Genomic DNA, 7136 nt, shown 5'->3' on the forward strand with positions numbered 1-7136 from the left:
GTTGGTATGGACCATTGGCGTTATCTCCTCGTTCTCGTCGTCTGCCTGGCGCTGACCGCTCCGCTGGAGTTCCTCGGTCCCGGTGTCTACCGTCGGCCGCGGCTTCTGCTCGGCGCCCTGCTACCCACCGTCACGTTGTTCGTGGTCTGGGACCTGCTGGCGATTGCCGCCGGCGTGTGGGATTTCAACCCCCGCTATGTCCTCGGTGTGTTCCTGCCCGGCGCGATTCCGCTCGAGGAGCTGCTGTTCTTTTTCGTTGTCCCGCTGTGCGGGCTGCTGACCTATATCGCGGTCGAAACGCTGCTCGACCTGGGCCGCCGCCATGTCGGCCGAAGCGAGTCCAAAGGGCTGCGGCGATGAGTGTTGCTGGTCCGGGGTACACGCTGCCCGCCGTTGTGGCGGTCGTCGTCGTGTGTCTGATCGAGTGCACGCTATTGCGGACCGGGCTGTTCCGGCGACCCGGCTACTGGCTGACGATGCTGATCGTCCTGGGGTTCCAGATTCCGGTCGACGGGTGGTTGACCAGGCTCGACGCACCGATCGTGCTGTACAACCCGGAACACATTCTCGGACTGCGATTTCCATGGGACATCCCGGTGGAGGACTTTTTGTTCGGCTTCGTGTTGGTGACTTCGGCGCTACTCGGCTGGGAGTGGACACGGCAGCGGCAACGGGATGCACGGCAATGAGGTTCGGAGTATCGGCTTCCCGGCGCGGCGGGGATCCCCGGCGAGTGCGCTATCCGGCAGCCCCGGGCGACCTCGACGTCGGCCGTGACGGGCGGCGCCCGCGGGCCGCCGTGGTCGGGGCCGGGATCGCGGGCTTGGCTGCCGCGACAGGTTTGGCCGAACGAGGATTCCACGTCGAGGTGATCGAACGCGAGCGGTACCTGGGTGGGCGTGTCGGCGGCTGGGCCGCACAGCTTCCCGACCGCAGCGCGGTCGGGATGAACCGTGGCTTCCACGCTTTCTTCCGGCAGTACTACAATCTCCGGAAACTTCTGGCCCGCACTGATCCGCAATTGCGCAGGCTGCGGCGGCTCGATGACTACCCGCTCATCGATGCCGAGGGCCGCCGGGACACCTTTCGCCACCTTCCGAGCACCCCGCCTTGGAATGCGCTCGCGTTCGCGCTGCGTAGCCCGACCTTTCGACTGCGTGATCTGATTCGTATGGACCCACGCGCTGCCGCGCCGCTGGCGGCGGTCTCGGTCCCGGACATCTACCACCGGATCGATCACCTGGATGCGGAAACGTTCCTGCGTCGTGTCAACTTCCCCGACGCAGCCCGCCACCTCGCGTTCGAGGTCTTCTCGCGCAGTTTCTTCGTCGCGCCCCAGCAGATGTCCGCCGCCGAGTTGGCGATGATGTTCCACATCTACTTCCTGGGCTCCAGCGAAGGCCTGATTTTCGATGTGGCAGAGGACAATTTCGATGTCAGTCTGTGGACACCGCTCGCGGATTACCTCACCGCGCCCCACGTGCCCGAGCGGCCGGGCACGGTCACCTTCCATATGGGCGTGTCCGTCGACCGAATCGATACCGACGTGTCGACCGGGTTCCGGCTGGTCGATGACACCGACGCCGAGATAATCGCCGACACAGTGGTTCTCGCCGTCGATGTCGCCGGGCTGCGCCGGATCGTCGCCGCGTCACCGACGCTCGGCAACGCACCGTGGCGTGCACAAGTAGCTCAGATGGCTGTCGCGCCGTCCTTCGCCGTGCATCGTCTGTGGCTGAACCAGCCGGTGCGCATCGACCGTCCGAGTTTTCTCGGCATCGGAAATCTCGATCCGCTCGACAACATCAGCGTGGTGGACAGATACGAAAGGCAAGCAGCGGACTGGGCGCGCAGAAACGGTGGAAGCGTCGTCGAGTTGCACGCCTATGCCGTCGCGGACGAGATACCACGCGACGCGGCACGCCACGCGGTGCGCGACCGGTTGCTGGCCCGGCTGTACGAGATCTACCCCGAGACTGCCGAGGCTCGCATCGTGGGGGAGAACATGCTGTGGCGGCAGGATTGCCCTCGGTTTGCGCCAGGAGACTTCGCTCGACGGCCTGGCGTGTCGACTCCGCATCCTCGCTTGGTCCTGGCCGGCGACGGCATACGCGTCGACTTGCCGGTAGCTCTGATGGAACGGGCCGCGACAACCGGATGGATCGCGGCCAACACCCTGCTGCGTCAGTGGGCCGGCGCGGGGCACGATTTGCAGACGGTCCCCGACCATGGCCGATCGGCGATCCTGCGCACGCTCGCCACTCGCCAGAGGGCGTCGTGAGCAAACGCGCCGAGTCCGGCAGGTGGCCGAAAGACATCCCGCTACAGCGATTCTCGCCCGAGAATTGGTCCCGGCAGCGGCCGACCCACGGGGATGCGGACCCCGGTCTGATCGCGGCCGCACTGCGATGGTCACAACAGCGGCCGTCGGGGAACTGGTACACCTTCGCCGCCAGTCGCAGTATCGGTCGCGACCGCCCGTTCAGCACGACCATCGGTGGGGTCGAACTCGTTGCCTGGCGCGACGAGCGAAACGTCCTGCACGTCGGTCCGGGAGCGTGTCCGCACCTGGGAGCACCGCTCGCCGAGGCGCGAGTCGACGACGCCGCACTGATCTGCCGATGGCACGGTCTGCGGGTGGAAGCAGCCGGGTCCGCTCGATGGTGCCCGCTGCCCAGCTACGACGACGGCGTGCTTGCCTGGGTGCGCCTTGACGCGATCGGACAGCAGACACCCACCGACACACCGATCATCGGGCCCCGCCCCGCCGACACCACCGTGCACGCGGTGACGCGCTTGACCGGCATATGCGAGCCCCGCGACATCATCGCGAATCGACTCGACCCCTGGCACGGGTCATGGCTGCATCCGTACGCGTTCACCCATTTGGAGGTGACGCAGGCTCCGCCGCGCCACGACATCACCGAGGAGAATCACCGGATCCTGCTCACCGTCACCTTCCGAGTGACCCGGCGGCTCGGCGTGCCGGTCGAGGCCGAATTCACCTGTCCGGATCCGCGCACGATCGTCATGCGAATCGTCGCCGGGGAAGGAATGGGAAGCGTGGTCGAAACCCACGCGACGCCACTGGGTCCCGGCCCCGACGGCCGAGCGCGTACCGAGGTGATCGAGGCCGTGATCGCGAACTCGGAGCGGCCGGGGTTCCGGTACGCGCGTCGGGTCCTGCCCGTGTTGCGCCCGCTCATGACTCGCACCGCCACCCGGCTGTGGCGTGACGACTTGGCGTACGCCGAGCGCCGCTATCAGCAGCGTTCCCGCCAGCGGTAGGCACCGGCAGCTTGGGACAACACTGGCCGATCGGACCGGCCCGGGAAGGCGGATCCAGTCGAGGCGTACCTCCGGCTGGTCTCAGCCGAAGGCGCATCGCGCAATGCGTGCTGTCCGGATCGGTCACGCACCGCCGTCGACACCGCCAGCGCGGCCGGAGTCACGTGAAATCGGTTGCCACAGTTCACAGGTGGTGCCGGGCGGCGAGCTTGCGGATGAAGCGCGCGATCTCGGTGGGCTTCTCCTCGGCCATGAAGTGCCCCGCCCTGATCGGCTCGTAGGTCAGGTCCGGCGCCCAGGCTCGCCAGAGCGCTGCCGCGTCGAAGCCCAACTGGGCGCCCCAGTCCTGGGAGATCACGCCAACGGGCATGGGAAGCGTCTTTCCGGCCTGGCGGTCCGCACGGTCCATGCTCAGGTCGATGCTCGCGGTGGCACGGTAGTCGGCGACGATCGAGTCGACGGCTCCGACGGAGCTGTCGATGTAGTGCTGCCGCACCTCCGGGGCGAATGTCGAGCCGTCCGTGTCCCAGGCGTCGAGGAATGATGCGAAGAACTCCTCTGCCACGGCCTTGATCATCTTCTCGGGCAGCCCGACGGGCTGCGCCATCAGGTACAGGTGCCAGGCGACCTTCGCGTTCACGCCCTGCAGGACATCCCAAGTGTCGAGAGTCGGGAGGACATCGAGCACCCCGAGGTACTGCACCGTGTCCGGGTGGTCGAGGCCGGCGCGGACACCGACCAGGGCGCCGCGGTCGTGACCGATCAGCCCGAAGCGCTCATGCCCGAGCGCGTCGGCTACCCGCACGATGTCCTCGGCCATGGTGCGCTTGGAATATGTGTGAGGACCGTCCTCTGGCGGCTTCCCACTTTCGCCGTAGCCTCGAAGGTCCGGAACGATGACCGTGTGCTCCCCGGCGAGTTCCTGCGCAACGTCGCGCCACATGTAGTGGGTTTGCGGGAATCCGTGGAGCAGGACAACGGCCGGCCCGGTCCCTCCCACCGCGACGTTGAGTTCGACGCCTTCGTCGCCGGGCAGGGTCTGGTAACGAAATCCGTCGATGGTCGGCGTAGTCATCGGTGTCCTTCACTGGTCGTGGCGGATTGCGCGGAGGGGCGTCCGGAGAAGATTCCGGCGGGTAGCTCTGCCGACCGAGTCGATGTGGCCCGCAGCGCGGGTATGAGGATCGAATCCACGAGCGCTTCGAGATACACATCGTCGGTAGTCAGTCCATTGAGCCGCCGGAGCAGCAGCACTGCCCCGGCCACTTCTTCGAAGGGGAAGGGGTCCACGCCCTCGGGTAGCTCTCCGCGACGGATGGCGGCGTCCACGACCGAGGTGGGCAACCGGGCTCCGGTCGGGCCGACTGCCCGTTCGATCTCCTCGCAGAGTTCGGGGTCTTCAAGGCCTGCCTGAAGGAGTAGTAGTGCGGTCTGGCCGTCGGTCGAACGCATCGTCGTGATGAGCCGTCGACACAAGGCCATCAGGTCACCGCGCAGACTGCCCGTGTCGATGTCATCCGGCCCTTCCCGACTGGCAGGGCCCGCCTTGAGCGCAGCGACGACCATGTCCCTCTTGCACTTCCACCGTCGGTAGAGAGTGGCTTTCGACGCGCCGGCACGACGCGCCACCTCCTCGAAGGTGACACCCTCGTAGCCGCGCTCGGCCAGCAGCGAGGCCACTACTTCGAGGATCTCGCCCTCGCGTTCGTCATCACGAGGACGTCCTCCGCGACGTGTCTCCTGGGCTTCTGAGGTAGGAGCGCTTCCGTCATTAAGATACGCCACGTTCCGTATCGTATCCCAGGACGAGGTGCGGGTCCACCCCGAACGCCGACCCGATGCTGGACTGCTTGCCGATCCCGCTCGTCCGCCAGGGGACATGGACCTCCTAGTCGGCTGGATGAGGACCGCGCGCAACCTCCGGCGGAAGCGGACGCCGACAGGTGGGTCACCGCCGGCTGCCGCGCCCAGCAAAGGGCGTTATCAAACTTTGTTCCCACTCGGGGGAGAGCGGATCAGCGGAAATAGCGCGATTCCGAACGCAGCGGAAGGCGGTGCAGACGCACCTCGACGGCAGTCCCGTCGACCTCGCCGCCGAGGTGCAGCGAATTGTCGTTCGCCAGGTCGTACCGCAGTGTCCAGTCGCCCGCGCGCAGCCTCGATCCACCGGACTCGACATCGAGCGCGAGCGTGCTCGGCTTGCCGGTATCCCGTGCCAGCACGAGCCGGCGGGAGGCGGGGCGATCGTCTATGGCCAGGCGGACCCATCGGGGACTGTCGCCGCGGAACTCGTCCACCGCCCACACACCGTCCAGGGGTGACAGTCGCTCGGTGTAGTCGCGATAGCTTCGAATGCCGCTGACTGCCATGACCGCGATAAGGACTACGGCAGCTGTTGCATGAACAGTTCTACCGGCCAGACGAATTCGCCGTCCATCAGCGGTTGGCTTCGGCACGGCCGCAGAATCCCGATTCAGGAACAGGACATCGATCAGTCGCCGCCACCACGGCGCCGCCACCACCAGCGACATCGCCAGCAGCAGTATCGGAGCGACCAAGACCGGCACTCCGTAGGCGATATTCAGAATGCTGACCTGGAGCATCGCGACCATGCAGACCAGTGCGCCCACCAGGGTGGTGCGCCGGAAGATCAGCAGCAGCCCGCCGGCCAATTCCACCACACCGGTCACGATCGTGTACGGCGTCGAGGTGGCCATGAACTTCCATAGCATCCCGGATGGTGACGATTCGCCGAGCGATATCAGCATCTCTCCCGGAAGGGTAAAAGTGATGAATTGTGTAGGAACCACTTTCACCATTCCGAAGCCGATCATAGCCAGTGATAACACCACCCGGACCAGCGTATGAAGCCATCCCGCCGCCTTTGCCCGACCTGCCCGATTCGCGAACTCTAATGTAATGATCGATTGTGGAGATTTCGTGTGGCCGATCTCGGGTGTCCGACCTCCGAAGTTCATCGTCATCTCGCGGCAGCGCCGGACCGGGGGCTGACGGCATCGGCCGCAGTCCGCGTCTTCCGCACCCGCAGTCCGCGTTCGAGCCACCATTCGGCGGTCAGCAGTGACAACGTCCAGCCGAGCCAAGTGCCGATGCCCGCGATGGTCTGCGCGAGTAGTTCCTCGTCGCCATGAAAGGTGGTGTTCAGTTGTGGACTCAGGATGAGCAGCAGTGCTGCGCCGAGTACCCGGTTGAGCACGATGGACAGGGTGAGCGCGAAGCTGCGGATCATCCAGCGGCGATGCTCGGCGAATCGGCGGCGCCGCGCCATGCGCCAGCCGGTTAGCGTGGTGACGAGCCACAGCGTCGCCAGCATCACGTTGCTGACCCGGGCTACTGGACCGAAGGGGCTGGTCGCACCGATCACCAGTCCGGCGAGCCCGGCGGGCAGCACACCGGCGATGACGTACCAGCGACCCAAATGCCGATGTGCCGCCGGATGCTTGCGCCGAAACCACGGCCACACCTGGAATCCGCAAGCAAGGATGGCGATCGACCCGCACACCACGTGCACGACGAGCAGCGGATAGTGCGGCGCGAACCCGGGGTCGGGAACCCGCGACCGTGTCGGATCCAGCGTCAGATACGGCGGCAGGGAGAACGCGACGAAGGCGAACGTGAGTACCACTAGCGGCCCCACCCAGGGGTGCTGCCACCATGGCCGCCGATGTGGTGTCTGCGCAACAGGATTCGAAGGTCTAGTTGTTGCGGGTCGTGACGTTGGTGACGGCTGGGCAGGGGTGAGTTGAAGGGGGACGGGTCTTCCAGCGGCAGGATGGAAAACGCCAATCCTCCGTCCGTTCGACTGGAAAGACCCGTCCGTGACCCAC

General features: G+C 66.1%; 8 protein-coding genes. 4 read left to right on the top strand and 4 right to left on the bottom strand.

The window, feature by feature from the left end; translation table 11 throughout:
- Positions 1-6: 6 nt before the first annotated feature.
- Genes IU450_RS23550 through IU450_RS23565 form a run of 4 tightly spaced genes read left to right on the top strand, consistent with a single transcriptional unit; the run spans position 7 to position 3288 of the window.
- Positions 7-360, top strand: a complete 354-nt coding sequence (locus IU450_RS23550) for a lycopene cyclase domain-containing protein (protein WP_195151905.1) — start codon at positions 7-9, stop codon at positions 358-360.
- On the top strand, positions 357-689 hold the full coding sequence (locus IU450_RS23555) for a lycopene cyclase domain-containing protein (RefSeq protein WP_195151906.1): 333 nt from the start codon (positions 357-359) through the stop codon (positions 687-689). Before IU450_RS23550 ends, IU450_RS23555 begins: the two co-directional genes overlap by 4 nt.
- Positions 686-2281 carry an FAD-dependent oxidoreductase gene (locus IU450_RS23560; RefSeq protein WP_195151907.1) on the top strand — a complete coding sequence of 532 codons (1596 nt, stop codon included), beginning with the start codon at positions 686-688 and terminating at the stop codon, positions 2279-2281. Before IU450_RS23555 ends, IU450_RS23560 begins: the two co-directional genes overlap by 4 nt.
- Positions 2278-3288 (top strand): DUF5914 domain-containing protein, encoded by a 1011-nt coding sequence (locus IU450_RS23565; RefSeq protein ID WP_195151930.1) that lies wholly within the window; start codon positions 2278-2280, stop codon positions 3286-3288. Before IU450_RS23560 ends, IU450_RS23565 begins: the two co-directional genes overlap by 4 nt.
- Before the next feature lie 184 nt (positions 3289-3472).
- Here the strand turns inward: IU450_RS23565 and IU450_RS23570 are convergent, their stop codons facing one another.
- The 4 genes from IU450_RS23570 to IU450_RS23585 all read right to left on the bottom strand — a co-directional run bounded on the left by IU450_RS23570 (position 3473) and on the right by IU450_RS23585 (position 6946).
- Positions 3473-4363 (bottom strand): alpha/beta fold hydrolase, encoded by an 891-nt coding sequence (locus IU450_RS23570; RefSeq protein ID WP_195151908.1) that lies wholly within the window; start codon positions 4361-4363, stop codon positions 3473-3475.
- On the bottom strand, positions 4360-4968 hold the full coding sequence (locus IU450_RS23575; protein WP_324197781.1) for a TetR/AcrR family transcriptional regulator: 609 nt from the start codon (positions 4966-4968) through the stop codon (positions 4360-4362). The genes IU450_RS23570 and IU450_RS23575 overlap by 4 nt, the downstream gene beginning before the upstream one ends.
- Before the next feature lie 335 nt (positions 4969-5303).
- Positions 5304-6272, bottom strand: a complete 969-nt coding sequence (locus IU450_RS23580; RefSeq protein ID WP_195151910.1) for a DoxX family protein — start codon at positions 6270-6272, stop codon at positions 5304-5306.
- Entirely contained in the window at positions 6269-6946 is a 678-nt protein-coding gene (locus tag IU450_RS23585) for a DUF2306 domain-containing protein (RefSeq protein WP_195151911.1), read from the bottom strand. The genes IU450_RS23580 and IU450_RS23585 overlap by 4 nt, the downstream gene beginning before the upstream one ends.
- Positions 6947-7136 lie beyond the last annotated feature (190 nt).

Source organism: Nocardia abscessus (assembly GCF_015477775.1).
Classification (GTDB): Bacteria; Actinomycetota; Actinomycetes; order Mycobacteriales; family Mycobacteriaceae; genus Nocardia; species Nocardia abscessus_A.